This is a genomic window from Autumnicola tepida (assembly GCF_031846485.1).
GTDB lineage: Bacteria > Bacteroidota > Bacteroidia > Flavobacteriales > Flavobacteriaceae > Autumnicola > Autumnicola tepida.
This window is the reverse complement of sequence record NZ_JAVRHQ010000019.1, coordinates 38,169-62,739: the sequence shown is the minus strand read 5'-3', so window position 1 is coordinate 62,739 and position 24,571 is coordinate 38,169. Positions and strand designations below refer to the sequence as shown.

The window sequence follows — 24,571 nt, the reverse complement described above, 5'->3', positions numbered from 1 at the left end:
GCCAGTCAATCCTTAGCGTAGTGTTAAAAAGTTAAGGTTTTATTTGTATTTCTCGATTATATCTTGCTATATTTGACACCATACAACAAAAATCTGTTTGCCTATACTACAAAGTTACTTTTAAACTAAAACCTAACCCTGGAACCCTGGTTCCTAAAAAAGTAACTAGAATGGTAAATGAACAGATAACCGATGCTTATCTTGTTAAAGCATACATGCAAGGTGATGAGCAGGCACTTTCCCAATTAATCAACCGCCACGAACACAGAATTTACAGTTTTATCTTTTCCAAGGTTTTTGATCGTGATGTCGCTGAAGATGTTTTTCAGGAGACTTTTATAAAGGTGATTAACACTCTTAAGCGTGGAAAATATAATGAAGAAGGAAAATTTCTTCCCTGGGTAATGCGCATTGCCCATAATCTTGTGATAGACCATTTTAGAAGAAATAAAAGGATGCCAAAATTCGAAAATAATGGCGACTTCAATATTTTTTCTGTTTTGAGCGACTCCGGTCTAAATGCGGAAAACCAGCTCATTAAAGATCAGATAGAAAATGATGTACAGGAACTTATAAAAGAACTTCCTGAAGATCAGCTGGAGGTGCTCACCATGAGAATTTATAAGGACATGAGTTTTAAGGAAATTTCTGAACGCACCGGAGTGAGTATAAATACCGCATTGGGCCGGATGCGTTACGCGTTGATCAATCTTCGAAAGCTGATAGAGAAGCGTAACATAATTTTAACAAATCACTAAACAATAACCCTGTTTAAAAAGCGTTTTATTAAAAACCAAACGCAAAAAATTTTTAAATGGGGAAAATTTACTTTAAAAGATCTTCAGCAGAAGAGAACCTGAAAAATTTAAAGCCGAAAAAAGAAACCATAGATTTTCTTTTAAACTATTCAAAAGCTTTAAGTGTGATAGATGGAAAAATTAGGAAGTATAATTTACTTCTTAATTGAAATGTGCAAAAAGGCCTGTTTATTAGCCGACAGGTCTTTTTTTTATTCCTACTTTTTCTTACCGGCTTTTTTATAATACTCATCAAGAACGCTTTTTCTTCCCACGGTTTTGGTGATAATATCCTTTTCCAGGTTCCAGCCCCTTGCTGGTGAATATTGTCTTCCGTACCAAATAATCTGCAGGTGCAATTTATTCCAAAGGTCCTTTGGGAAAAGCCTTTTCGCGTCTTTTTCGGTTTGGACAACATTCTTTCCGTTGCTTAGGTTCCAGCGGTACATAAGCCGGTGGATATGGGTGTCTACAGGAAAAGCAGGCACACCAAAGGCCTGGGACATGACCACGCTGGCGGTTTTATGCCCCACAGCAGGAAGCGATTCCAGGGCTTCAAAATCCGCAGGAACTTCGCCATTGTATTTTTCAATAAGAATTTCAGATAATCCGTGGATACCTTTAGATTTCATGGGAGAAAGTCCGCAGGGTTTGATAATATCTTTTATTTCTTCTACGGAAAGTTTTACCATTTTATAAGGTGTATCTGCGACTTCAAACAGCAGCGGAGTTATTTGATTGACCTTCACGTCTGTGCTCTGTGCTGAAAGCAAAACAGCAATCAATAAAGTGTAGGGGTCTTTATGATCCAGGGGAATGGGAACTTCAGGATAAATCTCATTAAGTGTTTTTATAACGAATTCTACCTTTTGCTGTTTGTTCATATTGTTTAATTTTAGGCAAAAATAGAAATTATGACAACATTAAAAGCAGGAGATAAAGCTCCCGAATTTTCAGCAGAAGATCAGGATGGAAATAAAATCCAGCTTTCGGATTTTGAAGGTAGGAAACTGGTGCTGTTTTTCTATCCGAAAGCAAGCACGCCTGGATGTACCGCAGAAGCCTGTAATCTTAGGGATAACTGGGAAAAATTTAAGGAAAACGGTTATACGATTCTTGGCGTGAGTGCCGATTCTAAAAAGAGGCAGCAGAATTTTAAAAATAAATATGAACTACCTTTCCCTTTACTTGCAGATGAAGATAAGGAGGTGATTAATGCTTATGGTGTTTGGGGGCCGAAGAATTTTATGGGAAAGGAATATGAAGGGATTCACCGAACAACTTTTGTTATAGATGAAAATGGTAAAATTGAAGAAGTGATCCAGAAAGTAAAAACCAAGGAACATTCTGCACAAATTTTATAACCCGGCAGTAGTAGTGATATATCGTGGCTAACAATTTGTAGTTAGTGGATTCGTGGTGAAGATGATGGAAGCCGGATTCCTGTCTTCCACGAATTCACTAATATTTATAGAAACACCTGAAAACGGGAAGATTCAATTTTGTAGGATTCAGGCTGTAAGGATTGTCAATTGTCTTCAGCAGATGGTTATATAATCCACAACTCACAACCGACAACTAACGACTTTTACCACTCTTCACTTCTTCAGCTTTACATCCAGGATTGTTGCTGTGCTATCACAGTTTTCTACCTGTAGTTCCAGAGTTTTCAAATCCTGTGATTTACCGGAAATATAATAAATGCGGCAGGGTTCCCGCTGCGTTTCGCTTTTTCCAAAATCCACATCGCCATTTTGAAGAATAACAGATACCACAGCCGTGTCAATTTCCTTATTTCTGAAGGAATTAAGAGCTTCTTCTGAAAATGACCATTTATTCGCCCTGATATTTTTAAGGACCCGGGCATTTGGAAAATAACTGCAGGAAGTTTTTTTTCCGCCAAGGAAGAAAATTAAAAAAATCACACCAAGTGTGAGTCCAAAGCCAAAATATGCTGTCCTATGGATTAATTTCATTGATGATTTTTGAATAACGGCAAAAGTATCAAACTCTTTTCAGAAGCTAAAGTACAAGTTAATAAAGTTGAAAAAGCTGCAGATCTTAAAAAATAAGGAGATTGATATCACGGTAGTTTAAATCGAACCAATCGGCAATAGACTTGTTGGTAAGTATTCCGTGGTAAAAATAGAGTCCGCTTCTCAGGCCTTTGTCAAAATGCAGCGTGTTTTCCAGCCCTCCTTCTTCTGCAATATGAAGCAGGTAGGGAGTAAAGATATTGCTGATGGAAAGCGAAGAAGTTCGCGCGTACCTTGAAGGGATATTGGGCACGCAATAATGGATCACGTTATGTCTTTCAAATATAGGATTATCATGAGAGGTGATTTCGCTGGTTTCCACGCAGCCGCCCATGTCTATGCTAACGTCTATTATTACCGCGCCACGCTTCATAGAAGAGACCATGTCTTCAGTGATCAAAACAGGAGAACGGTTTTTACCTCTTACCGCGCCAATCAGGACATCACATCTTTTAATCGCTTTACTTAAATTTTTAGGTTGAATAGTGGAAGTATAAAAGGTCTGGCCTAAATTAGACTGGATACTCCTTAACCTGGTAAGGGAACTGTCAAAAACTTTTACATTTGCTCCCAGTCCCAGGGCAGAACGGGTGGCGAATTCTCCCACCGTCCCGGCGCCCAAAATCACCACTTCTACCGGTGGAACCCCGCTAATATTGCCAAACATGAGTCCGTTTCCTTTTGCATGGTTGCTCATAATTTCTGAAGCAATGAGCACGGAAGCCGTACCGGCAATTTCACTCAGTGCTTTTACGATAGGATAGGAGCCATCTTCATCCCGGATAAATTCAAAGCCGAGAGCGGTTATTCTTTTGGAGGCTAATTTCTGGAAGTATTCCTTGCATTGGGTTTTTAGCTGAAGGGCAGAGATTAAAACCGTTTGCGGATTAATCATTTCCAGCTCTTCCATAGAAGGTGGTTCAATCTTTAAGATGGTAGGGCAGGAAAAAACTTTCCTGGTGTCCCTGGTAACTTCAGCGCCGGCATTGCTGTAATCGCGGTCACTAAACCGCCCCCATTTCCCGGCGTCCGATTCTATTAAGACCCTGTGGCCGTTGGATGTAATAGCGGCTACGGCATCGGGGCTAAGGCATACCCTTTTTTCCTGGTAAGAAGTTTCTTTGGGAATACCTATAAAAAGCTCCCCCTTATTTTTATGAATTTCAAGAGTTTCCTCCTGCGGAATAAGTTGTTCTTTGGTAAAAGGAGATACCTGTTTCGCCATACTGCTTTTGCTATGAGAATTAAAGTACGACTAATTTAGGAAAATAAATAAGAAGAAGCAGTAATCAGAGTTTGCGGTAATAATCCTCGAGGATCATTTCTTCATTTTGAGCTTCATCCTCCTCTCGGAAAGATTTAATCTCTTTTCTGTCCCGGTCAGAAATATTGGAGAAAACAGAAACATCTGTTTCTTCGAGTTCACCTATATCTTCCAGGCCATAGATGCGATCAAAAATTTTCACCCGAACCAAATAAACAATACCTAAAATAATAATAAAGAATGGGGCAAGATAAACTAACTGGTTAGTATCCATAAAAGCAATTTCCTGAAGATAAGCATCCTGATAAAAACCAGTAAAAAGTTGATAACCATACATTGATATGGGAATAAGTATAGTATGATACCACCAGTGCTTACAGGTAAAAAACCATATAAGAAGAAGTATTAATGGTGTTATTTTACCTAAATATGTCCAGGCAGCTGTGGCTACATTAAGATAATATTTGCTTTCATAGGTAAAAAAAGAATTTTCCCAGACAGGTCCGTCTGGGAAAATTTCATATAAATAAAAAATATATGGTGAAAATGCTATGACTAAAGCAAGAAAACTACCCGTTAATAGGAATCCTGATCGTCCTTTTGTCGACTGCTTGCTTTTTGATGATTTCTTTATCATGGTTATTATCAGTAGTTGAAGTTACAAAAAAGCTTGCTCCAAAAATTGCTGCTGCGAATAATACTGCTTTGATTTTCATATTTGTGTTTTTTAAAGATTGGTATTTCGTTTTGTTTCTGATACAAACCTATAAAAAACATAAAACCCTGCCGCTAAATATATTAATCGTACCTTTGCAGCCTTTTTTTAAGCAAAAAAATCCTTCTTTCTGAAAAATTTACTTTTCAAAAGTAAGGTAAACATATTTGAATTTTCGTTTAGTTGTCAAAAAATATTCTACGAGCTTAACTCGAAATATTTATTTGTCCAATTTTTCTTACAACTCGATTTTGGCTAATTTTTCTTTTTTTCTAGGATTTTTAACATAATTTTAACAATCTCTTGTATTCATTTTTGACCGTGATTTCCACCTTTTGGACATCCTGAGGTAAAAGATTTTGAATTTTTTGAGGCCATTCCACGAATTTCCAGGCTTCGGTATTAAAATAATCTTCAATGCCCATATCTAAAGCCTCGGCTTCAGATTCTATACGGTAAAAATCAAAATGAAAAATGGTGCCCTCCTGAGAATGATATTCGTTAACTAAAGAAAAAGTAGGACTGGAGGCAGGCTCTTCAACACCCAGTTCACGGGCAAGAGCATTAATAAGTGTAGTTTTACCGGCACCCATCTCACCATAAAAAAGCAGGGTTCTGCTTTTAGTATGACTGAGAATATAGTGTACGGCCATATCCATTTGGTCCAGATCGTAGGTTAACGACATTTAATATTCAGATTTAGGGATTGTAAAGGTAAGTAATTTATCCTTATAAATTACAGGCTTCTGAATATCAGTTAACTAGGCTGGTTTACTTAATGTATTTTATCGATAAAATACTACTCTTTATCGATGTTTTGCTATTTTGGGGATAAAATTATGTAGGGGATTATCATTTCTTCCAAAGAAACACCGCCATGCTGATAAGTATTTCGGTAATAACTTACATAGTGATTATAATTGTTGGGGTAAGCAAAAAAGAGGTCTCCTTTGGCAAAAATAAACGAGCTGCTCATGGTAAGGGTAGGTAAATGGATGCTTTTAGGGTTAGCAGCAGCCAGCACATCTTTATCTTCATAGGTAAGGCTCTTGCCTGTTTTATACCTTAAATTTAAACTCGTGTCTTTGTCTCCTATTACCTTCGAAGGATTTTTAACGTTAATAGTACCATGATCTGTAGTGATAATTAATTTAAACCCCATCTGTTGTGCCTGCTGGATGATCTCCAGCAGCGGGGAATTCTTGAACCAGCTTTGCGTAAGGGAGCGGTAGGATTTATCATTGGAGGCCAATTCCTTTATTACTTCCATTTCGGTTTTTGAATGGGAAAGCATGTCCACAAAGTTGTAAACCACCACCGTTAAGTCATTGTTCTTCTGGGACCTGAAATTATCTACGAGCTTTTTTCCTGCCTTTAAACTGCTTATTTTATGATATTCATATTTAAAATCTAGTCCCAGCCTCTTCATCTGCTCGTGTAAGAAATTTTCCTCAAAATTGTTTTTACCACCTTCATCGGTATCATTTTTCCAGTACTTGGGGAAAAGCTTTTCCATATCTCCTGGCATAAGGCCAGAAAATATAGCATTGCGGGCATATTGTGTGGCCGTGGGGAGAATACTGTAATACGGTACTTCTTTTTCTTTCTTATAAAAATTGCTCACGATGGGTTCAAAAGCTTTCCACTGGTCATACCTTAGATTATCCACCACAACAAGTAAAGTGGGCTGGTCCTTGTTAAGTTCCGGTACTACTTTTCTTTTAAAAAGGGTATGAGACATTATAGGCGCTTCTACATCTTGGGTAAACCAGGAAGCGTAATTTTTATCAATAAACTTGCAGAACTGTGTATTGGCTTCCAGCTTCTGGGATTCGAGGATCTCTCCCATACTGCTGTCTTCAATATTTTCAAGCTGTAATTCCCAATAGATAAGCCGCTGGTACATTTCAGCCCATTCTTCAAAAGAATTTACCTGGCCCATATCCATGGCAATTTTTCTAAATTCCTGCTGATAGCTTGAAGTGGTTTTTTCTGAAACCAGGCGGGACAGGTCCAGGTTCTTTTTAATACTCAGCAAAATCTGATTTGGATTTACAGGCTTTATAAGGTAATCGGCTATTTTAGAACCAATAGCTTCTTCCATGATATATTCTTCTTCGCTTTTTGTGATCATCACAATAGGAAGATTCTCGCTTTTCTCTTTAATTTCAGATAAGGTTTCGAGGCCGGTAAGTCCCGGCATGTTTTCATCCAGAAAAACTATATCAAAAGTTTCTTCTTCCAATTTTTCTAAAGCTTCCGTACCACTTTTGCAGGTGGAAACTTTATAGTCCCTGGATTCAAGAAAAATTATATGTGGTTTTAGCAGATCTATTTCATCGTCTACCCAAAGTATTTTGATATTGTTCATTATGTCTTCTTTTATGCCTTTTTGTGCTGATGCGGCTTTTCGGTTTAACAATGCCTGTTGTAGGCTTCAATATGTATATTTGTAATACTAAAATATATAGCTTGGCTTCACAAACTAAACTCAAAATATTAAACGATCCAATTTACGGATTTATTACGCTACCCAGCCAGAGGATATTCGATCTTATTGAGCATCCGTATTTTCAGCGCCTGCGCAGAATTTCCCAAATGGGATTGTCTTACTTAGTTTATCCGGGAGCACACCATACCCGTTTTCATCATGCCCTGGGATGTTTGCATTTAATGCAGAAAGCCGTGCGGATACTTAAATACAAGGGAGTTAAAATTTCTGAGGAAGAAGAGGAAGCCCTGCAAATTGCCATTTTATTACATGATATTGGACACGGGCCGTTTTCCCACGCCATGGAACATAGTATAGTGGAAGGGGTAGACCATGAATGTATTTCGCTCCTTTTTATGGAGGAACTCAATAATAACTTTAACCAAAGTTTAACGCTGGCCATCAGCATGTTTAAAGGAGAGTATGAGCGCCCTTTTATGAACCAGCTAATCTCCAGCCAAATGGATATGGACCGCCTGGATTACCTGAGACGGGATAGTTTCTATACTGGTGCTGCGGAAGGAAACATTAACAGTGAGCGCCTTATCACCATGCTAAACGTGGTAAATGATGAACTGGTAGTGGAGGAAAAAGGCATTTATTCCGTAGAAAAATTTCTTATTGCCAGAAGGCTTATGTATTGGCAGGTTTATTTACATAAAACCAGCCTGGTGGCAGAGCAGTTGCTTATAAGGGTTTTAAGAAGAGCCAAGGAATTGATTGATGATGGAAAAAAAGTTGAGTGTAGTTCAGCTTTAAACTATTTTCTTAACAATAAGGTTTCCAGGGAAAGCTTTAATAAAGAAGTTCTTGCTGAATTCGCCCGCCTGGACGATTACGATGTGGTTTGCGCGATGAAGGAGTGGGTGAAATGTGACGATTTTGTGCTGCGGAATCTTTGCAGCATGATCATAAACAGGGACCTGCTGAAGGTGAAAATCAAGAAAAAGAAGCCTTCACCTCAAAAAATCGTAAAGCATATAAATTTGCTTCAGCAGAAGCACGGGCTTTCAGAACATGAAGCAGGATATTTTGTTTTTAGTGGAGCCATCACCAATCTGGCATACAAGAAAGAACAAAACAACATAAATATTCTTCATAAAAACGGTAAAATTAATGATGTTATTAAGGTTTCAGACCAATTAAATCTAAAAGCCTTATCCAAAACCGTGGTAAAATATTATATCTGTTATCCGAAGTCTGAAGATTAGCGCATTTTTTTTACTTTTGCCAGAATGAAGTTTACAGCAGCACAAATAGCGGAGATACTGGAAGGGGAAGTTGAGGGGAATCCTGAAGCCGAGGTTTCTGAATTGGCTAAAATCGAAGAAGGTTCTGAAGGTTCGCTTACTTTCCTTAGTAATCCAAAATATACCTCCTATATATATAAGACCAATGCTTCAATTACTATCGTAAATAAAGATTTTGAAGTAGATCAGCCTGTAAGTACCACCTTGATTAAGGTAAAAGATGCTTATAAAGCCTTTTCCACCTTACTGGCATATTATAATGAGATCAAGCTGAATAAAAGCGGAATAGAACAACCAAGTTACATTTCAGAAAATGCAAAATACGGGGAGAACCTTTATCTGGGGGCGTTTTCGTATATAGGTGATAACGTGAAAATTGGTGATAACGTGAAGGTTTACCCCAATTCCTATATAGGTGATAATGTGAAGATTGGGGATAACGTAACTATTTTTGCCGGTGTTAAAGTTTATTCTGAAACTATTATCGGCAATAACTGCGCTATACATGGCGGGGCTGTAATAGGAGCCGATGGTTTTGGGTTTAGTCCTGATGAAAGCGGGGTTTACAGTAAAGTACCACAAATAGGAAATGTTGTTATAGAAGAAAATGTAGATATTGGTGCGGGAACAACCATAGACCGGGCAACTTTAGGCTCTACAATTATTAGAAAAGGAGCCAAACTAGATAACCAGATACAAATAGCCCATAATGTGGAAATAGGAGAAAACACAGCCATCGCTGCCCAAACAGGAATTGCGGGATCTACCAAGATTGGAAAAAATTGCCTTATTGGCGGGCAGGTAGGGATTTCCGGCCATCTAAACATCGGGGACCGCGTGAAAATCCAGGCTCAATCTGGCGTAGGGCGTAATATTAAGGATGATGAAATGCTGCAGGGATCTCCGGCCATAGGATATAGCAATTACAATAAATCTTACATACATTTCAAAAATTTATCTCAAACGGTAGATAAGCTAAACCAACTGGAAAAAAAACTTAAAAATAATGGCTGAAAAGGTGTCAAAGCAAAAGACCATTCAAAATGAAGTTTCACTTAATGGTGTGGGGCTGCATACGGGGCAGGAGGTAACCCTTACTTTTAAACCGGCTGAAGAAAATACCGGTTTCGTTTTTAAACGGTTAGATCTTGAAGGCAGCCCTGTTATTGAGGCCGATGTTAATTATGTGGTGAATACCCAGCGAGGCACCAATCTAGAAAAAAACGGGGTTAGCATACAAACTTCTGAACATGTATTGGCCGCCTGTGTAGGCCTTGAAATTGACAATCTTATTATAGAGCTTAATGCTTCAGAACCTCCTATTATGGATGGCTCCTCTAAATTCTTTGTGGAGGCGCTGGAAAAAGCAGGTGTGGTGGAACAAGCTGCTGAAAGGGAAGAGTATGTGGTAGACGAGGTAATTTGTTATCACGATGAAAAATCTGGGAGTGAAATTATTGTAATGCCTGCGGAAGAGTACCAAGTTACCACAATGGTTGATTTTGGGACTAAAGTTTTGGGTACCCAAAATGCATCCATTTCTCATTTAAGCGAATTTAAAGATGAAATAGCAAACGCCCGTACCTTCAGTTTTCTTCATGAACTGGAAGCTTTGCTGGAACATGGGCTTATAAAAGGAGGAGATCTTAACAATGCCATTGTTTATGTAGATAAAGAAATTGGGGAGGAAACAATGGAGAAGTTACGTGCCGCTTTCAGGCGCGATAAAATTGCCGTAAAACCAAATGGAATTTTGGATAATCTTACCCTTCACTATCCCAACGAGGCGGCCAGGCATAAACTACTGGATGTTCTTGGTGATCTTGCTCTTGTGGGAACAAGGATAAGGGGAAAGGTAATAGCCAACAAACCTGGGCATCATGTAAATACGCAGTTTGCGAAAAAGCTGGCAAAGAAAATCAAAGACTCCAAAAGAAATAATGCTCCAAAAATTGATTTTTCCCAGAAGCCTTTGATGGACGTTATCGATATTATGAATACGCTCCCTCACCGTTCTCCGTTTTTACTCGTAGATAAAATTTATGAGTTAACAGAAAGTGCAGTGGTGGGAATGAAGAATGTGACGATGAACGAGCCATTTTTTGTTGGACATTTTCCGGGAAAACCAGTAATGCCCGGCGTTCTCCAGGTGGAAGCAATGGCACAAACCGGCGGAATTCTTGCCCTGAAATCTGTACCGGACCCGGAAAACTACCTTACCTATTTTATGAAAATAGACAATGTACGGTTTAAGCAACAGGTAGTTCCGGGAGATACGCTCATTTTCAAACTTGAGCTGCTTGCTCCAATCCGCCGCGGGATTTGCCAGATGCAGGGCTACGCCTATGTTAACGGTAAAATTGCGACCGAAGCTGTTTTAATGGCACAAATTGTAAAATCAAAATAAAAGAATTTATGAACCAACCTTTAGCATACGTGCATCCGGGTGCCAAGATCGCCAAGAATGTGGTCATAGAACCTTTTACAACTATTCACAATAATGTTGTAATTGGCGAGGGAACCTGGATTGGTTCTAACGTTACTATAATGGAAGGAGCCAGGATTGGGAAAAATTGTAATATTTTTCCTGGTGCCGTTATTTCGGCTATTCCACAGGATAAGAAGTTTAACGATGAAGATACAGTTACCGAGATTGGTGACAATACCACCATCCGGGAATGTGTGACGATTAATCGTGGTACTTCTGACAGGATGAAAACCGTGATCGGAAAAAATTGCTGGATCATGGCTTATTGCCATATTGCCCACGATTGTATTGTTGGCGATAATTGTATTTTTTCAAATAACAGTACTTTAGCCGGGCATATTAATGTTGGGGAACATGTGATTCTTGCGGGAATGGCAGCTGTACAGCAATTTTGCAGCATAGGGAACCACGCATTTGTTACCGGGGGATCCCTGGTTAGAAAGGATGTGCCTCCTTATGTAAAGGCCGGGCGGGAACCACTTTCTTTTGTAGGGATCAATTCCATAGGTTTACGCAGAAGAGGGTTTACTACGGAAAAGATCAGGGAAGTACAGGATATTTACCGTATCCTTTACCAAAAAAATTATAATAATTCACAGGCGGTAGCCATCATTGAAGCAGAAATGCAGGCCAGCGCTGAACGAGACGAAATTCTTGAATTTATTAAAAACTCACAAAGAGGTATCATGAAAGGATACTTCAGTTCAAATTAAAATATAAAGATGGCAAGTACTAGTGATATCAGAAAAGGATTGTGTATCCGCTACAATAACGATATTTATAAGATTATTGAATTTCTTCATGTAAAACCGGGGAAAGGCCCTGCGTTTGTTCGTACTAAATTAAAGAGTGTGACTACCGGGAAGGTTGTGGATAACACTTTTTCCGCAGGACATAAAATTGAAGATGTTCGCGTGGAAACCCATAAATACCAGTTTCTTTACCAGGATGGCGAATTTTATCATTTTATGCATGTAGATGATTATACGCAAATCCGGTTAACTGAAAATGCATTGGATATGCCGCAGCTTTTAAAAGAAGGTGAAGTCCTTTCCGTTCTTATTAATACTGAAGATAACGCGCCGCTTTCAACCGAAATGCCTGCAAGCGTCGTATTGGAAGTAACCCACACAGAGCCTGGCGTAAAAGGAAATACCGCGACAAATGCCACAAAACCGGCAACAGTTGAGACGGGAGCAGAAGTTAACGTACCGCTTTTTATAAATGAAGGGGACAAGATCAAGATCGAAACTGAAAAAGGTACGTACAAAGAAAGGATGAAAGAATAGCTTTTTGAAGTACGAGGTAAGAAGAATGAAGTTGGAAGTAAGGAGTGAAGCGTGAAAAGTAGCTGAAAAAGCTCCCCTCCTAGAAAGGAGGGGCTGGCCGCAGGCCGGGGTGGTATATTCCGAAAATCTAAATGAAGAATGAAAATTTTAAAATCCACAAACACATTACCAGTCAGTAGCATTTAAAAAACCTGAATCTTGAAACCTAAAACTTTTTAAACTTCAAACCTCTAACCTTTAACCTCTAACTTTCATTCTCTAATATGAAATTTCAGCAAAAACATACACTTAAGCAGATTTCCACCATACTTTCCTGCAAATTTGTAGGAGATGAAGATTTTCCGGTGGAAGGTATGAATGAAATCCATGTGGTGACGCCGGGTGATATCGTCTTTGTTGACCACCCAAAATATTACGACAAAGCTTTAAATTCCGCAGCAACTGTTATCCTTATCAATAAGGAGGTGGAATGTCCTGAAGGAAAGGCCTTATTGATTTCCGATGATCCTTTCCGGGATTTCAATAAACTCACCGATTATTTTAAGCCTTTTCAGAAGTCAGAGAAAAGTATTTCTTCTTCAGCTAAAATAGGGGAGAATACCATTATTCAGCCAAATGTATTCATTGGAAATAATGTAGAAATTGGCGATAATTGCCTTATTCATGCCAATGTTAGTATTTACGATAATACCATTATTGGTAATAATGTCACTATTCATTCTGGTAGCGTTTTAGGCGGAGACGCTTTCTATTATAAAAACCGTCCCGAAGGTTTTGATAAGTTAAAATCTGGCGGCCGTGTAGTGATCAAAGACAATGTGGATATTGGCGCCAATTGTACGATAGACAAAGGCGTGAGTGGTGATACCACCATAGGCGAGGGTACAAAACTGGACAATTTAATCCAGATTGGCCACGATACTGTAGTTGGTAAAAAATGCCTTATCGCTTCACAAGTGGGAATTGCCGGTGCTGTAATTATTGAAGATGAAGTCACCGTTTGGGGACAGGTGGGAATGCGTAGTGGAATTGTGGTAAAGAAAGGAGGCGTGTTAATGGGACAGGCCGGAATTACCAAATCTACCAAAGAAGGAAAGATCTATACGGGCAATCCGGCTATGGAATCCCGTGCAAAATTAAAAGAGTTGGCGCTTTTACGACAATTGCCTAAATTGATCGAGAAAATAAAATAGCAGATATGAGTAAACAGGCTAAAGAAATCATTGAAAAATTTTATGAATGTTTTTATACAGATCCTGATGTAATTACAGATTACCTGCATCCTGATGCCGAATTATCCTGGAACAGTAGCACTGGCCACAGGCTTATGGGCTACGAGGATATTGCGGCTTTTGCTGCAGAAATGTCCGGCTCTTACGAATCCCTGAGTATTGAAGTAAAAAATATTATTCAGGAAGCTGAAAAAGTGGTAATCAATTTTACATATCACGTAAGCACAATTGAAAATCCTGATGAAGAAATTCCTTTAGCGCATTTCATGGCAATCTGGGAACTTGAAAATGATAAGCTGAAAACCGGCCACCAGATAAGCCAGTTGGCTGATTAACCGTATTTTACAGAAACACTTTAAAATCCCTGCTGAAAACCGGCAGGGATTTTTTTATGAATTAAAAAAACATGTTCTATGTTTGTAGAATTAAATTAATATTCTACATTTGTAGAGTAAATTCTAATTCTGTAGAACAATGCAGCTTTCTAATTCAGAAGAACAACTTATGCAAATCCTTTGGAAGAAGGAGAAAGCATTTATGAAGGACCTTATTGCCGCTTATCCTGAACCCAAACCGGCTACTACTACCGTTGCAACTTTGCTTAAACGTATGCAGGATAAGAATTTTATAGATTATGTCCAGTTCGGGAGGTCACGGGAATATTTTCCCCTGGTTAGGAAAAAAGACTATTTTTCGAAGCAGGTAAACGGGATGATCAAAAACTTCTTTAATGATTCTGCCTCACAATTTGCTTCTTTTTTCACTAAGGAATCGAACTTAAGCCAGGAGGAACTGGAAGATTTGAGACAGCTTATAGATGAACAAATTAAAAAGAAGAAAGCATGATAATTTATCTTTTAAAATCGGCTCTTTGTCTCCTTTTGCTGCTTTCATTTTACAAAATAGCCCTGGAAAGTGAGAAAATGCACAAATTCAAAAGGCTTTACCTTCTGGGTTCGCTTTTATTATCTTTTTGCATCCCGCTCATTACCATTTCTTATGAAACCGATTTTACACCCGTTACAGCAGAAACTGCAACATCTGCCGGCTCTATAAGCCATCCCGAAAATGATAATTTTCAGCAATCTGTCTCGGGTTTCTCAGGATTCTTTCCATTCATGTTATGGACTATTTATACGGTAGGATTTTTAATTTTTGGCTTTAGGTTTCTTCGGAATTTATTTTGCTTTAAGGAAAAAATCAGCAAAAATAAAAAAGTGGCCACAGGAAAATATGTAAATGTTTTACTGCGGAACAAAACTGCGCCACATTCTTTTTTAAAGTATATTTTTCTGAATAAAAAAGATTTTGAAGAAGATAAAATCGCGCCTGAAATTTTGCAGCATGAGCAGGCCCACGTGCGGCAGAAGCATTCCTGGGATATCATTTTAGTAGAACTGCTGCAAGTCTTTTTCTGGTTTAATCCGCTGTTCCTTTTGTACAAAAAAGCGATGGAGGTGAATCATGAATTCCTTGCGGATGAAAGTGTGATCATCAAAAACCATCAAATTCTTGATTACTCTCAACTATTGCTCAATTACTCGGCAGATGCTCATCACAATGCTTTGTCGAGCGCATTTAATCATTCATTAACCCGCCTGACGATTTTCGGCAAAAGGATATTTACTGAGAAGCCGGGCCGCCAGGTCAAAAAACGAATACTTATGATTTCAAGACCATTTTCAGGAAAAAGAATGGCGGCAAGGTTAGGCCTTCTGCTGCCGGTAATTGCCCTATGTTTGTTGTTATTTAATAATGATATTGTGGCAAAACCTTCAGCTAAAGTCAAAAACGCTTCAGATGGAATTCTCATCCCTTATACTGAAGAGAACTTACCTGCAAACCCCATTCAGCAAAAAGGAAAATCGGTTTCCCTTTTAATAAGTGGAGAAAGTGTGATGCTAAACGGCGAGGCAGCAAATTTGAAAAATTTCAGGAGAAAACTTAATGAACTTACTGCAGGCTGGACAGAAGAAGAGATTGGTAAAGCAAATCTTAATATTTCGATTTCCAATGCTGAAAAGGTTTTTTTAAAGAAGCTGAATGAGGAATATCTAAAGACAAGATTTGCCAAAATTAAAGGCGGCAGCTTGTTGCCACCACCACCGCCGGAACCGCCTCATGAAGATTTTCCCGCTCCGCCACCACCGCCAGCTATGGAAGACGCCAATGTTCCCACACCTCCCGCGCCGCCAGCACCCCCTGTGCCAGACAGTGTTTATATTAATCATCAGGTTTCCAGGGCCATGCATCTGCGGCATGCCCGGGACAGCGCGCGCCTGCAGGAAACGATGGAGAGGAGAATGGCCCAGATGAAGGAGAGAGAGGAGCAAATGCGGGAACGCCAGCAGGAATTTGAGGTTGTCCAGGAGAACGTTAAGGCCAGGCAAAAAGATTTAGAAAAAAGAATGGAGGCCAGGAGCGAAGAAATGCGTGCGCAAATGGAAGAACGAAAAGCGCAATTTGAGCAAAGACGGCGGGAAATGGAAACGCGAAGAGATTCTATTTACCGCATTGTGCGGGATTCCATCAGATAAAAATTATAATAATAGGGCCGGAAAATTTCCGGCTTTATCTTTTATGGTTTTTAATGACTGAAAAAGTCTTTGAAACTATCCTGTTTTGAGCCTGCTTCCCCAATAAACTTCTTAAAAGGCTTTAAACTTTATTTTTAAAAACCTACTTTTGTATTCGCAAAAATCAATACATATTTATGAGCGTTTTAGTAAATAAAGATTCGAAAATAATAGTGCAGGGATTTACCGGAAGCGAAGGTACTTTCCATGCAGGGCAAATGATAGAATATGGAACTAACGTTGTTGGCGGGGTAACTCCGGGGAAAGGCGGAAGCCAGCATCTGGATAAACCCGTTTTTAATACAGTTTCTGAAGCTGTTAAGGAAACCGGGGCAGATGTTTCTATAATTTTTGTTCCGCCGGCATTCGCTGCCGATGCTATTATGGAAGCTGCCGATGCGGGGATTAAGGTAATTATCACTATTACCGAAGGAATTCCTGTAGCCGATATGGTAAAGGCTTCAGAATATATTAAACATAAAGACTGCCGTTTAATTGGTCCTAACTGTCCGGGTGTAATTACCCCGGAAGAAGCCAAGGTGGGAATTATGCCAGGTTTCGTTTTCAAAAAAGGGAAAGTGGGCATCGTTTCAAAATCGGGGACGCTTACTTATGAGGCGGCAGACCAGGTGGTGAAGCAGGGGCTTGGAATTACTACGGCCATTGGTATTGGTGGAGACCCTATTATTGGAACCACAACCAAAGAAGCGGTGGAATTGCTTATGAACGATCCTGAAACAGAATGTATTGTTATGATAGGCGAGATTGGTGGCCAGCTGGAAGCCGATGCCGCGAAATGGGTGAAGGAAAATGGCAATAAAAAGCCTGTTGTAGGTTTTATTGCCGGTGAAACTGCTCCTGCGGGAAGAACCATGGGACACGCCGGGGCCATTGTTGGAGGAAGCGAAGATACCGCACAGGCTAAAAAGGCGATTCTTAAAGAAAACGGAATTCATGTGGTAGATTCTCCTGCTGAAATCGGGAAAACCGTGGCAGAGGTCCTAAAAGCATAGATTTACTCAAACTTTATATATCAAATCCTTCTGAAATAAGGCAGAATAGCCATTTTCAGAAGGATTTTTTATTTGATGCCCTCTAGCTTTTGCTATATTTGAAAATTATAAAGACTTACACCTAATTTATTTTAATATATGAAACTATTAGAAGGAAAAAATACCATTGTAACCGGCGGTAGCCGCGGGATTGGAAAAGGTATTGCCAAAGTTTTTGCACAACATGGCGCCAATGTTGCCTTTACCTATGCTTCTTCTGCCCAGGCTGCAGAAGAGCTGGAAAAGGAATTATCAGAAATGGGCGTAAAAGCCAAAGGCTATAAATCTAACGCGGCCAATTTTGAAGAAGCCCAGTCACTTATAAAAGAAGTTGTTGAGGAATTTGGTTCTATAGATGTGCTGGTGAATAATGCCGGGATCACCAAAGATAACCTGCTTATGCGTATGAGCGAAGAGGATTTTGACCGCGTGATTGAAGTGAATTTGAAATCGATTTTTAATATGACCAAAGCTGTGCAGCGCACCATGCTAAAGCAGCGAAACGGAAGTATTATTAATATGAGTTCTGTTGTAGGGGTAAAAGGAAATGCCGGGCAGGCCAATTACGCGGCTTCCAAGGCAGGGATTATTGGTTTCTCCAAATCTATGGCGCTGGAACTGGGTTCCCGAAATATTCGTACAAACGTTATTGCTCCCGGGTTTATTGAAACTGAAATGACCGACAGGCTGGATGAGAAAGTAGTTGAAGGCTGGAGGGATTCCATTCCTCTAAAAAGGGGAGGAACTCCTGAAGATATCGCCAATGCCTGTGTTTTTCTTGGCAGCGATTTAAGTACTTATGTTACCGGCCAGGTGCTTCATGTAAACGGCGGAATGCTAACATAAGAAGTGTGAATTTAGAAGTTTGAAGTACGAATTTTTTTAAAACTGGAATGAAGAAAGTGCAGGTGAGAGTATGTAATAAAACTAATAAAAGCTCTTGAACTCATAAAATTCAGGAGTAAGAGTGCGATTGCTTTACAATTCCAATTTTCGAATTTCCAACTTCGAACCTTTTATTTCTAGCTTCGTACTTCAAACCTCGTACCTCTAACTTCTTACTTCCTATGATAATATGCAATATCCTTTACATAACCCTGGCCGTGATCTTCGCGCTGGGGTTTGCTTTTTTTCAGTACCTGTACAAAGCAAAAGGGAAAGCTGGGAATGCTTATATCTTCTTTATTTTGAGGTTCTTATCAATTTTCACGCTTTTGTTGCTGCTTATTAATCCAAAGATCAGGTCTACGGCCTTTGAGATTGAAAAACCGGATTTATTAATAGCCATAGACAATTCCCAATCCATAGCACAGCTCCGGAAGGCAGATACGCTAAGGAATTTCGTGAGGCAGCTTCTAAGTAATGAAGAAATCAGGGAGCGCTTTAAGGTACGGGAATTCAGTTTCGGAAAAGAACTTTCTGCGGAAGGGGATTTGGATTTTAATGAGCCGCAAACCAATATTTTTTCAGCGCTGGATAACTTAAATAACATTTATAAAAACAACAATGCCGCTTTAGTGCTGATTTCTGACGGGAATCAGAGCATTGGCCGCGATTTTGGCTATTTTAAGGCCTCGGCTAATATTTCCCTGTTTCCTGTTGTAGTAGGGGATACCACCCGGTACAGCGATCTTAACCTGGCGGCGCTGAATGTAAACCGTTACGCCTTCCTGAACAACCGTTTTCCCGTTGAAGCTATAATTAATTACTCCGGGGAAGAACCTGTAAACACCAATTTTGAAATTCGTTCAGGGGAAAACATCCTGTTTTCGAAAAGCCTCAGTTTTTCTGCGGAAGAAAATTCAGCAATTATCAATACCACTTTACCGGCTTCCCGATTGGGCGTTCTTTCGTACAAAGCTGAAGTGGCCCCTTCTGAAAATGAAAAAAATCAGCTGAACAATTCCGAAAATTTCGCTGTTGAAGTGATTGACGAGCGAACCAAAGTTCTTATCCTTTCAGCAACACCCCATCCCGACCTAGGGGCGCTTAAAAAAGCTATTGAAACTAATGAACAGCGGCAGGCAGAAATAAAATATTTAAAAGATGAGGAACTTGAAATACAAGATTTTCAGTTAGTTATAATGTATCAGCCAAACAATAGCTTTAAACCTGTTTTTGAAAAAATTAAAGAGAACAACCAGAATTATTTCGTAATTACCGGGACGCAGACCGAGTGGGATTTCTTAAATAATGTTCAGGATAATTTTAAAAAGGACGCCGCATTTCAGGAGCAGGAAATATTTGCTGTGATGAATCCCGGCTTCAGTAATTTCCAATTTGAAGATATAGGTTTTGAAGATTTTCCTCCTTTGCTCGACAGGTTTGGAACGGTGGAAACTTCAAATTCGGCAGAACCACTCCTGTTCCAGCGAATAGAAGGAGTGGAAACCGGCGAGCCCTTGCTTGCAATTTCAGAAGGCACTTCTTCAAAATCTGGCTTTCTCCTGGGGGAGAACATCTGGAAATGGCGGGCGCAATCGTATCTCGAGAATCAGAATTTTGAAGCCTTCGATAATTTCTTCGGAAAAATAATTCAGAATTTATCCTCACGGGCGAGGAGGGACAGGCTGCGGATAGATTATGAATCTTTTTACTATGGCAACAGCCAAATTATAGTTTCGGCCCAGTATTTTGATGAAAATTACCAGTTTGATGCAAATGCCCGTTTAAATATTGCCATTTCAAAGAGAAACTCAGATGAATCGCTACAGGCCCCTTTATTGCTCAGAAACAATTATTATGAAGTGGATTTGGGGAACCTGGAGCCGGGAGAATATGAATTTACGCTAAGAGTTGAAAATTCAGCAATTTCAGAAACAGGCAGCTTTACAGTAGTAGATTATAATGTGGAGCAGCAGTTTGCTTCGGCCAACCTTGAAAAATTAAAATTCCTGGCCGATAATAATGAATCCCGGCTCTATTTTTCAAATTCCGCAGAAAAACTTATTCAAGACCTGTTGAGTGACAAACGTTTTACCCCTGTACAGAAAAGCCATGAAAAAACAGTACCTTTGGTAGACTGGTATTACCTGTTGTTCCTGCTGGTGTTTTTTCTTGCCGGGGAGTGGTTTTACAGGAAATATACCGGTTTAATTTAAAGCAGAGTATGGAAAAGAGTTTAAAGAACCAGGTGGCCCTGGTTACCGGGGGCAGCTCTGGCCTGGGGCAAAGTATTTGCATCTACCTGGCTAAAGCCGGGGCAAAGGTAGCGGTGAATTACCACAGCGATGAAGAAGGAGCCAAATTTACTGTTGATGCGATTAAAAAAGAAGGTGGAGAGGCTTTTGCCGTGCAGGCCGATGTTGGCGATGAGCAATCTGTGGAAGCAATGTTCGAAAAGGTATTTAACACCTATAATAACCTGGACATCCTGGTGAGCAATGCCGGGATCCAGAAAGACGCGCCTTTAGATGAAATGACATTGAAAGACTGGGAGCTGGTGATAAAGACCAACCTAACCGGCGCGTTTTTATGCAGCCGGCTGGCCGTTCGTTATTTCCTGAAGCGTGGCGTGGTGGAAGGCATCAGCAAGTCTGCCGGGAAAATAATTTTTATGAGCTCGGTACACCAGGAAATTCCCTGGGCGGGGCATATTAATTACGCCGCGGCCAAAGGCGGGCTAACAGAATTTATGAGAACCTTGTCCCAGGAAGTAGCCAATAAACTCATACGGGTTAACAGCATAGCCCCGGGGGCAATTAAAACCGCTATCAACGAAGAGGTGTGGAAGGATGAAAAGCAGGTAAAACAGCTTCTAAAATTAATTCCTTACAACCGGTTGGGAGAGCCCGAAGATGTGGCTGAAGTTGCGCTTTGGCTGGCTTCAGATAAATCGGAATACGTGAACGGAACCACCATTTTTGTAGATGGCGGCATGTCGCTTTATCCCGGCTTTATTGGAAACGGGTAAAAAAAACAATTATTAATTAAATATTTTAAATGGAAAGATTACCAAAGATTGCAATCCCCTTATTTATTGTAGTAGTATTCGTCATTATCCTTCTGGCAAAATCTACCGTAACCATAGAATCTGGTGAAGCCGGAGTGCTTTATAAAACTTTTGGAGGTGGTGTGGTTACCGATGAGCCGCCATTAAGCGAAGGTTTTCATGTAGTGGCGCCCTGGAACAAGGTTTTTGTTTACGAAGTGCGGCAGCAGTCTATAGACGAGCAAATGAACGTGCTTTCTTCGAACGGGCTGGAGATTAATCTCGATGCCTCTGTATGGTTTCAGCCGGCTTATGAAGATTTGGGTAAGTTGCACAAGGAAAAAAGTGAAGCTTATATAGAGCGTTTGCTGCAGCCGGCCGTGCGTTCTGCTGCCCGTGCGGTAGTGGGAAGGTATAATCCCGAGCAACTGTATTCCAGTAAAAGAGAAGCGATTCAGAAAGAAATCCTGGAAGAAACGCAAATTTTGCTGCGTGAACAGTATGTACAGGTAAATGAAGTGCTGGTGAGAGATGTTTCTTTGCCTGCAACTATTAAAGATGCTATCGAGCGCAAATTAAGGCAGGAACAGGAATCTCTGGAATATGAATACCGCCTCACCAAGGCAGAGCAGGAAGCGGAGCGGCAGCGTATTGATGCTGAAGGTAAAGCCCGTGCAAACCGTATTTTGAGCGAATCTTTAACAGATAAGGTTTTGCAGGAAAAAGGGATACAGGCCACGCTGGAGCTGGCAAAGTCCAACAATTCGAAAACGGTTATTATTGGCTCCGGAGAAGGAGGGTTGCCACTTATTTTAGGGAGCAATTAAGCAACAAATTCATAAAAATATGAAAAGCTGTTTTTCCTTTTCAAATTTATGTTTAAATTTGTGAAAGTTATGAAAGCAAAACAATTACATCATCACCATCATATTTACTTCTGCGCTCAGGCGAGGTAGATTTGGTATGTAGTAATGTTACCATATTTCAAAACCCGTTTGAGTAAATCAAACGGGTTTTTTTTTGATGTTGAGAATAAAAAAATAAACCTCCAATGACTTTAAAAAACGGAGGTTTAAAAAAATAAGAAGCAGTAAAAAATGAGCACTGAAAAACTTCGCATAGCGATTCAAAAATCGGGCAGGCTTAATGAAGATTCCCTGCAAATCCTGAAGGATGCCGGTATTTCCATAGACAATGGTAAGGAACAGCTAAAGGCCTCGGCCCGCAATTTCCCTCTGGAAGTCATGTACCTTAGAAATGGAGACATTCCGCAGTACCTTCGGGACGGGGTGGTAGATGTGGCCATTCTGGGAGAAAATGTCCTTATCGAAAAAGGAAAGGATATCCTGCAGGGAGAAAAACTCGGTTTTTCCAAATGCCGGGTTTCCCTTGCAGTGCCAAAATCGATGAAATACCAGGGCATAGAAGATCTGGACGGGAAAAAGATCGCTACTTCTTATCCCAATACCGTAAATGAATTTCTTGAGAAAAAAGGTATTTCGGCAGAACTCCATATAATTAACGGTTCGGTAGAAATAGCGCCCAATATCGGGCTTGCAGATGCCATTTGTGATATTGTTTCCAGCGGGAGCACGCTCTTCAAAAACAATCTTAAAGAGGTGGAAGTAATGCTGAAAAGCGAGGCCGTTCTGGCTATTTCGCCCATGATTTCTGAAGAGCGGAAAGCCCTTTTGGAAAAACTTCAGTTCAGGTTTAAATCGGTGCTGGATGCGCGCACTTCAAAATACATTTTGCTGAACGCCCCAAACCAAAAGCTGGATGAAATTATTAAATTATTACCCGGTATGCGCAGCCCCACTGTTTTGCCTTTAGCTGAAGAGGGCTGGAGTTCCATACATACGGTTATAAATGAAGAGCGCTTCTGGGAAGTTATCGATGAGTTGAAGAACCATGGTGCCGAAGGAATTCTGGTGGCCCCAATAGAAAAAATGGTGATATAGAACCAGGTAAAACTTATAGTAGTCACGTTAGGCCGAGTCAAGATGCTTGATGTTCTAAAAAGGCTATAAATAATATCATTTCTGATTATGAATAAAATATTCAACCCTGAGCCTTCAGAGTGGCGGGAAATACTGAAACGGCCAACCAAATCTGTTGAAGATATTGAAGAAACGGTAAACCAGATTTTTTCTGAAGTACAAAAAAGCGGAGACGCGGCCATAGCCAAGTACACCGAGCTTTTTGATGGTTTTAAAACCGAAGAAACGCGCGTGACTGCTATGGAAATTGATGAAAGCAGGAACCTTATTTCCCAGGAACTGAAGGACGCGATTTTCCTGGCAAAGCAGAACATCGAAAAATTCCATTCAGCCCAGAAGACTGAAAAAATTATCGTGGAAACTTCTCCGGGAGTAAAATGCTGGCAGGAAAAACGGCCTATTCAAAAGGTGGGGCTGTATATTCCCGGGGGCAGCGCGCCTTTGTTTTCTACCATTCTGATGCTGGCAGTACCAGCTGCTCTTGCGGGTTGCAAAGAGGTGGTATTGTGTTCGCCGCCCAACAGGGAGGGGAAGGTGCATCCCGCTATTTTATATACTGCCGATTTATGCGGGGTAACCCGCATTCACAAAGTTGGGGGAATACAGGCCATTGCGGGGATGACTTTTGGGACAGAGACCATCCCGAAAGTATATAAGATTTTTGGCCCCGGAAACCAGTTTGTAACCGTGGCCAAGCAGCTTTCTACGCGGCATAATGTAGCTATAGATATGCCTGCCGGGCCTTCAGAATTACTGGTGGTGGCAGACGAAGATGCAAACGCGGCTTATATCGCTTCAGATTTGCTGAGCCAGGCCGAACACGGAGCCGACAGTCAGGTGATTTTGGTGGCTACTTCAAAAGAGCTCATCGATGCGGTTGAAGGTGAAGTTGAGACGCAATTGCAGCAGCTTCCAAGAAAGGAAATCGCGGAAAAAGCCATAGAAAATTCGCGGCTAATATACGTGGAGAACCAGGATACTGCCCTGGAACTTATCAATGAATACGGCCCTGAACATCTCATTATTTGCAGTGTAGCGGAAGAGTTCTATATTGAAAATGTGCAAAATGCCGGCTCGGTTTTTATTGGGAAATTTACGCCGGAGAGCGCAGGTGATTATGCCTCGGGTACCAATCACACGTTGCCTACAAATGGTTATGCCAAACAATACAGCGGGGTAAACCTGGATAGTTTTCTAAAGAGCATGACTTTTCAGAAAATTTCGGAAGAAGGAATAAAGGAAATAGGCCCCGCCATAGAATTAATGGCCGAAGCCGAAGGCCTGCAGGCGCATAAAAACGCGGTGAGTTTAAGATTGAGGGAGCTGGAATAATTTGAAAATTTGAAGACGGGCCAATTTGAAATGTGCCAATCTGAAAGTTTGAAAATTGGAAGATGTAGTTAATTACAGGTTTGAAAATTAATGTTCTAATGGGAATTTATCACTTCAG

General features: G+C 40.3%; 26 protein-coding genes. 19 read left to right on the top strand and 7 right to left on the bottom strand.

Going from position 1 to position 24,571, the window contains the following annotated elements:
- The first annotated feature begins 170 nt into the window (after positions 1 to 170).
- Together RM553_RS14345 and RM553_RS14340 are read left to right on the top strand one after the other, a co-directional pair.
- Positions 171 to 758: an RNA polymerase sigma factor gene (locus RM553_RS14345; protein ID WP_311535633.1), complete on the top strand. Its 588-nt coding sequence runs from the start codon at positions 171 to 173 to the stop codon at positions 756 to 758.
- A gap of 56 nt (positions 759 to 814) precedes the next feature.
- Entirely contained in the window at positions 815 to 967 is a 153-nt protein-coding gene (locus RM553_RS14340; protein ID WP_311535632.1) for a hypothetical protein, read from the top strand.
- Positions 968 to 1,015: 48 nt separating this feature from the next.
- Here RM553_RS14340 and nth read toward each other — a convergent pair whose 3' ends face one another.
- The gene (gene nth, locus RM553_RS14335) at positions 1,016 to 1,681 is read right to left on the bottom strand and encodes an endonuclease III (protein WP_311535631.1); all 666 of its coding nucleotides are present in this window, start codon (positions 1,679 to 1,681) and stop codon (positions 1,016 to 1,018) included.
- A gap of 30 nt (positions 1,682 to 1,711) precedes the next feature.
- Between nth and bcp the strand changes: the two genes are divergently transcribed.
- Entirely contained in the window at positions 1,712 to 2,161 is a 450-nt protein-coding gene (gene bcp, locus RM553_RS14330) for a thioredoxin-dependent thiol peroxidase (RefSeq protein WP_311535630.1), read from the top strand.
- Positions 2,162 to 2,395: 234 nt separating this feature from the next.
- Here bcp and RM553_RS14325 read toward each other — a convergent pair whose 3' ends face one another.
- From RM553_RS14325 to porX, 6 genes are all read right to left on the bottom strand, one after another.
- Positions 2,396 to 2,773: a DUF4258 domain-containing protein gene (locus RM553_RS14325; protein WP_311535629.1), complete on the bottom strand. Its 378-nt coding sequence runs from the start codon at positions 2,771 to 2,773 to the stop codon at positions 2,396 to 2,398.
- A gap of 85 nt (positions 2,774 to 2,858) precedes the next feature.
- Complete coding sequence (locus tag RM553_RS14320) at positions 2,859 to 4,058, bottom strand: alanine dehydrogenase (protein WP_311535628.1); 1,200 nt, start codon at positions 4,056 to 4,058, stop codon at positions 2,859 to 2,861.
- A gap of 64 nt (positions 4,059 to 4,122) precedes the next feature.
- Positions 4,123 to 4,434: a hypothetical protein gene (locus RM553_RS14315; RefSeq protein ID WP_311535627.1), complete on the bottom strand. Its 312-nt coding sequence runs from the start codon at positions 4,432 to 4,434 to the stop codon at positions 4,123 to 4,125.
- A gap of 232 nt (positions 4,435 to 4,666) precedes the next feature.
- Positions 4,667 to 4,813 (bottom strand): hypothetical protein, encoded by a 147-nt coding sequence (locus tag RM553_RS14310; protein ID WP_311535626.1) that lies wholly within the window; start codon positions 4,811 to 4,813, stop codon positions 4,667 to 4,669.
- Positions 4,814 to 5,093: 280 nt separating this feature from the next.
- Positions 5,094 to 5,498, bottom strand: a complete 405-nt coding sequence (gene tsaE, locus RM553_RS14305; protein ID WP_311535625.1) for a tRNA (adenosine(37)-N6)-threonylcarbamoyltransferase complex ATPase subunit type 1 TsaE — start codon at positions 5,496 to 5,498, stop codon at positions 5,094 to 5,096.
- Positions 5,499 to 5,632: 134 nt separating this feature from the next.
- Positions 5,633 to 7,183, bottom strand: coding sequence for a T9SS response regulator signal transducer PorX (porX, locus tag RM553_RS14300; protein WP_311535624.1), 1,551 nt, complete (start codon positions 7,181 to 7,183; stop codon positions 5,633 to 5,635).
- A gap of 101 nt (positions 7,184 to 7,284) precedes the next feature.
- Here porX and RM553_RS14295 point away from each other — a divergent pair, with 101 nt between their 5' ends.
- The 16 genes from RM553_RS14295 (at position 7,285) to hisD (ending at position 24,453) form a co-directional block, all read left to right on the top strand.
- A complete protein-coding gene (locus RM553_RS14295) occupies positions 7,285 to 8,514 on the top strand; it encodes an HD domain-containing protein (protein WP_311535623.1) in 1,230 nt (409 codons plus the stop codon).
- Between the two features lie 24 nt (positions 8,515 to 8,538).
- Positions 8,539 to 9,567 (top strand): UDP-3-O-(3-hydroxymyristoyl)glucosamine N-acyltransferase, encoded by a 1,029-nt coding sequence (gene lpxD, locus RM553_RS14290; protein ID WP_311535622.1) that lies wholly within the window; start codon positions 8,539 to 8,541, stop codon positions 9,565 to 9,567.
- Positions 9,560 to 10,960 (top strand): bifunctional UDP-3-O-[3-hydroxymyristoyl] N-acetylglucosamine deacetylase/3-hydroxyacyl-ACP dehydratase, encoded by a 1,401-nt coding sequence (locus RM553_RS14285; RefSeq protein WP_311535621.1) that lies wholly within the window; start codon positions 9,560 to 9,562, stop codon positions 10,958 to 10,960. The genes lpxD and RM553_RS14285 overlap by 8 nt, the downstream gene beginning before the upstream one ends.
- Positions 10,961 to 10,968: 8 nt before the next feature.
- The gene (gene lpxA, locus RM553_RS14280; protein ID WP_311535620.1) at positions 10,969 to 11,754 is read left to right on the top strand and encodes an acyl-ACP--UDP-N-acetylglucosamine O-acyltransferase; all 786 of its coding nucleotides are present in this window, start codon (positions 10,969 to 10,971) and stop codon (positions 11,752 to 11,754) included.
- A 9-nt stretch (positions 11,755 to 11,763) separates the two neighbouring features.
- On the top strand, positions 11,764 to 12,330 hold the full coding sequence (gene efp, locus RM553_RS14275) for an elongation factor P (RefSeq protein WP_311535619.1): 567 nt from the start codon (positions 11,764 to 11,766) through the stop codon (positions 12,328 to 12,330).
- 263 nt (positions 12,331 to 12,593) lie between these two features.
- Positions 12,594 to 13,523: a UDP-3-O-(3-hydroxymyristoyl)glucosamine N-acyltransferase gene (locus RM553_RS14270; RefSeq protein WP_311535618.1), complete on the top strand. Its 930-nt coding sequence runs from the start codon at positions 12,594 to 12,596 to the stop codon at positions 13,521 to 13,523.
- Between the two features lie 5 nt (positions 13,524 to 13,528).
- On the top strand, positions 13,529 to 13,897 hold the full coding sequence (locus RM553_RS14265) for a nuclear transport factor 2 family protein (protein ID WP_311535617.1): 369 nt from the start codon (positions 13,529 to 13,531) through the stop codon (positions 13,895 to 13,897).
- Positions 13,898 to 14,036: 139 nt separating this feature from the next.
- Complete coding sequence (locus RM553_RS14260) at positions 14,037 to 14,408, top strand: BlaI/MecI/CopY family transcriptional regulator (protein WP_311535616.1); 372 nt, start codon at positions 14,037 to 14,039, stop codon at positions 14,406 to 14,408.
- Complete coding sequence (locus tag RM553_RS14255) at positions 14,405 to 16,099, top strand: M56 family metallopeptidase (protein ID WP_311535615.1); 1,695 nt, start codon at positions 14,405 to 14,407, stop codon at positions 16,097 to 16,099. The genes RM553_RS14260 and RM553_RS14255 overlap by 4 nt, the downstream gene beginning before the upstream one ends.
- Before the next feature lie 176 nt (positions 16,100 to 16,275).
- Positions 16,276 to 17,151 (top strand): succinate--CoA ligase subunit alpha, encoded by an 876-nt coding sequence (sucD, locus tag RM553_RS14250; protein ID WP_311535614.1) that lies wholly within the window; start codon positions 16,276 to 16,278, stop codon positions 17,149 to 17,151.
- 138 nt (positions 17,152 to 17,289) lie between these two features.
- Positions 17,290 to 18,036, top strand: a complete 747-nt coding sequence (fabG, locus tag RM553_RS14245; protein WP_311535613.1) for a 3-oxoacyl-[acyl-carrier-protein] reductase — start codon at positions 17,290 to 17,292, stop codon at positions 18,034 to 18,036.
- A gap of 221 nt (positions 18,037 to 18,257) precedes the next feature.
- Complete coding sequence (locus tag RM553_RS14240) at positions 18,258 to 20,291, top strand: vWA domain-containing protein (protein ID WP_311535612.1); 2,034 nt, start codon at positions 18,258 to 18,260, stop codon at positions 20,289 to 20,291.
- A gap of 8 nt (positions 20,292 to 20,299) precedes the next feature.
- Positions 20,300 to 21,103: a 3-oxoacyl-ACP reductase FabG gene (gene fabG, locus RM553_RS14235; protein WP_311535611.1), complete on the top strand. Its 804-nt coding sequence runs from the start codon at positions 20,300 to 20,302 to the stop codon at positions 21,101 to 21,103.
- 29 nt (positions 21,104 to 21,132) lie between these two features.
- Entirely contained in the window at positions 21,133 to 21,948 is an 816-nt protein-coding gene (locus RM553_RS14230) for a prohibitin family protein (protein ID WP_311535610.1), read from the top strand.
- A gap of 270 nt (positions 21,949 to 22,218) precedes the next feature.
- The gene (gene hisG, locus RM553_RS14225; RefSeq protein ID WP_311535609.1) at positions 22,219 to 23,082 is read left to right on the top strand and encodes an ATP phosphoribosyltransferase; all 864 of its coding nucleotides are present in this window, start codon (positions 22,219 to 22,221) and stop codon (positions 23,080 to 23,082) included.
- Positions 23,083 to 23,169: 87 nt separating this feature from the next.
- The gene (gene hisD, locus RM553_RS14220) at positions 23,170 to 24,453 is read left to right on the top strand and encodes a histidinol dehydrogenase (RefSeq protein WP_311535608.1); all 1,284 of its coding nucleotides are present in this window, start codon (positions 23,170 to 23,172) and stop codon (positions 24,451 to 24,453) included.
- The last annotated feature ends 118 nt before the right edge of the window (positions 24,454 to 24,571 follow it).

Bases quoted from the DNA above. Each gene is read 5' to 3' on its own strand.
- RM553_RS14345 (WP_311535633.1), top strand. From the start codon at position 171: ATGGTAAATGAACAGATAACCGATGCTTATCTTGTTAAAGCATACATG.
- RM553_RS14340 (WP_311535632.1), top strand. From the start codon at position 815: ATGGGGAAAATTTACTTTAAAAGATCTTCAGCAGAAGAGAACCTGAAA.
- nth (WP_311535631.1), bottom strand. From the start codon at position 1,681: ATGAACAAACAGCAAAAGGTAGAATTCGTTATAAAAACACTTAATGAG.
- bcp (WP_311535630.1), top strand. From the start codon at position 1,712: ATGACAACATTAAAAGCAGGAGATAAAGCTCCCGAATTTTCAGCAGAA.
- RM553_RS14325 (WP_311535629.1), bottom strand. From the start codon at position 2,773: ATGAAATTAATCCATAGGACAGCATATTTTGGCTTTGGACTCACACTT.
- RM553_RS14320 (WP_311535628.1), bottom strand. From the start codon at position 4,058: ATGGCGAAACAGGTATCTCCTTTTACCAAAGAACAACTTATTCCGCAG.
- RM553_RS14315 (WP_311535627.1), bottom strand. From the start codon at position 4,434: ATGTATGGTTATCAACTTTTTACTGGTTTTTATCAGGATGCTTATCTT.
- RM553_RS14310 (WP_311535626.1), bottom strand. From the start codon at position 4,813: ATGAAAATCAAAGCAGTATTATTCGCAGCAGCAATTTTTGGAGCAAGC.
- tsaE (WP_311535625.1), bottom strand. From the start codon at position 5,498: ATGTCGTTAACCTACGATCTGGACCAAATGGATATGGCCGTACACTAT.
- porX (WP_311535624.1), bottom strand. From the start codon at position 7,183: ATGAACAATATCAAAATACTTTGGGTAGACGATGAAATAGATCTGCTA.
- lpxD (WP_311535622.1), top strand. From the start codon at position 8,539: ATGAAGTTTACAGCAGCACAAATAGCGGAGATACTGGAAGGGGAAGTT.
- RM553_RS14285 (WP_311535621.1), top strand. From the start codon at position 9,560: ATGGCTGAAAAGGTGTCAAAGCAAAAGACCATTCAAAATGAAGTTTCA.
- lpxA (WP_311535620.1), top strand. From the start codon at position 10,969: ATGAACCAACCTTTAGCATACGTGCATCCGGGTGCCAAGATCGCCAAG.
- efp (WP_311535619.1), top strand. From the start codon at position 11,764: ATGGCAAGTACTAGTGATATCAGAAAAGGATTGTGTATCCGCTACAAT.
- RM553_RS14270 (WP_311535618.1), top strand. From the start codon at position 12,594: ATGAAATTTCAGCAAAAACATACACTTAAGCAGATTTCCACCATACTT.
- RM553_RS14265 (WP_311535617.1), top strand. From the start codon at position 13,529: ATGAGTAAACAGGCTAAAGAAATCATTGAAAAATTTTATGAATGTTTT.
- RM553_RS14260 (WP_311535616.1), top strand. From the start codon at position 14,037: ATGCAGCTTTCTAATTCAGAAGAACAACTTATGCAAATCCTTTGGAAG.
- RM553_RS14255 (WP_311535615.1), top strand. From the start codon at position 14,405: ATGATAATTTATCTTTTAAAATCGGCTCTTTGTCTCCTTTTGCTGCTT.
- sucD (WP_311535614.1), top strand. From the start codon at position 16,276: ATGAGCGTTTTAGTAAATAAAGATTCGAAAATAATAGTGCAGGGATTT.
- fabG (WP_311535613.1), top strand. From the start codon at position 17,290: ATGAAACTATTAGAAGGAAAAAATACCATTGTAACCGGCGGTAGCCGC.
- RM553_RS14240 (WP_311535612.1), top strand. From the start codon at position 18,258: ATGATAATATGCAATATCCTTTACATAACCCTGGCCGTGATCTTCGCG.
- fabG (WP_311535611.1), top strand. From the start codon at position 20,300: ATGGAAAAGAGTTTAAAGAACCAGGTGGCCCTGGTTACCGGGGGCAGC.
- RM553_RS14230 (WP_311535610.1), top strand. From the start codon at position 21,133: ATGGAAAGATTACCAAAGATTGCAATCCCCTTATTTATTGTAGTAGTA.
- hisG (WP_311535609.1), top strand. From the start codon at position 22,219: ATGAGCACTGAAAAACTTCGCATAGCGATTCAAAAATCGGGCAGGCTT.
- hisD (WP_311535608.1), top strand. From the start codon at position 23,170: ATGAATAAAATATTCAACCCTGAGCCTTCAGAGTGGCGGGAAATACTG.